This window comes from Promicromonospora sp. NPDC057138, from assembly GCF_042670845.1.
Classification (GTDB): domain Bacteria; phylum Actinomycetota; class Actinomycetes; order Actinomycetales; family Cellulomonadaceae; genus Promicromonospora.
Genome location: NZ_JBHUUX010000141.1, coordinates 1 through 1,639, shown reverse-complemented (window position 1 = coordinate 1,639; position 1,639 = coordinate 1). Strand labels below are relative to the sequence as shown.

Annotated in this window: 1 rRNA gene; it reads right to left on the bottom strand. The window is 54.9% G+C overall.

From position 1 onward, the window contains the following. Positions 1–1,474 (bottom strand): 16S ribosomal RNA (locus ACFT2C_RS29080); the annotation flags it as partial. Positions 1,475–1,639 lie beyond the last annotated feature (165 nt).

Below are 1,639 nucleotides of genomic sequence, written 5' to 3'. Positions count from 1 at the left end.
TCACGTCCAACTCCGACAACCACCGCACTTCGGGTGTTACAAACTCTCGTGGTGTGACGGGCGGTGTGTACAAGGCCCGGGAACGTATTCACCGCGGCATGCTGATCCGCGATTACTAGCGATTCCGGCTTCATGTAGGCGAGTTGCAGCCTACAATCCGAACTGAGAATGGTTTTATGGGATTGGCGTAACCTCGCGGTCTAGCAACCCTTTGTACCATCCATTGTAGCACGTGTGTAGCCCAGGTCATAAGGGGCATGATGATTTGACGTCATCCCCACCTTCCTCCGGTTTGTCACCGGCAGTCACCTTAGAGTGCCCAACTGAATGCTGGCAACTAAGGTCAAGGGTTGCGCTCGTTGCGGGACTTAACCCAACATCTCACGACACGAGCTGACGACAACCATGCACCACCTGTCACTCTTGTCCCCGAAGGGAAATCCCTATCTCTAGGGAGGTCAAGAGGATGTCAAGACCTGGTAAGGTTCTTCGCGTTGCTTCGAATTAAACCACATGCTCCACCGCTTGTGCGGGCCCCCGTCAATTCCTTTGAGTTTCAGCCTTGCGGCCGTACTCCCCAGGCGGAGTGCTTAATGCGTTAGCTGCAGCACTAAAGGGCGGAAACCCTCTAACACTTAGCACTCATCGTTTACGGCGTGGACTACCAGGGTATCTAATCCTGTTCGCTCCCCACGCTTTCGCGCCTCAGCGTCAGTTACAGACCAAAGAGCCGCCTTCGCCACTGGTGTTCCTCCACATCTCTACGCATTTCACCGCTACACGTGGAATTCCGCTCTTCTCTTCTGCACTCAAGTCTCCCAGTTTCCAATGACCCTCCACGGTTGAGCCGTGGGCTTTCACATCAGACTTAAGAAACCGCCTGCGCGCGCTTTACGCCCAATAATTCCGGACAACGCTTGCCACCTACGTATTACCGCGGCTGCTGGCACGTAGTTAGCCGTGGCTTTCTGGTTAGGTACCGTCAAGGTACCGCCCTATTCGAACGATACTTGTTCTTCCCTAACAACAGAGTTTTACGATCCGAAAACCTTCATCACTCACGCGGCGTTGCTCCGTCAGACTTTCGTCCATTGCGGAAGATTCCCTACTGCTGCCTCCCGTAGGAGTCTGGGCCGTGTCTCAGTCCCAGTGTGGCCGATCACCCTCTCAGGTCGGCTACGCATCGTCGCCTTGGTGAGCCGTTACCTCACCAACTAGCTAATGCGCCGCGGGTCCATCTGTAAGTGGTAGCTAGAGCCACCTTTCAATTCTCCTTCATGCGAAGGAAAAAGTTATCCGGTATTAGCCCCGGTTTCCCGGAGTTATCCCAGTCTTACAGGCAGGTTACCCACGTGTTACTCACCCGTCCGCCGCTAATCTGAGAAGGAGCAAGCTCCTATCAGATTCGCTCGACTTGCATGTATTAGGCACGCCGCCAGCGTTCGTCCTGAGCCAGGATCAAACTCTCCGTGAATGTTTACCCGTAATCGGGTGAGACACTCGCGTTGAGCGGGACAGCCAGACCGGAATAAGGCCGGCTGTCCACAGCGTCCTCGCTGTGTGTGCCACCCCGAAGGGGTGGACTTTTTCAAAGGAACCTCGACCATCCGGAACCGGATGGACGGGGTATCAACTAATC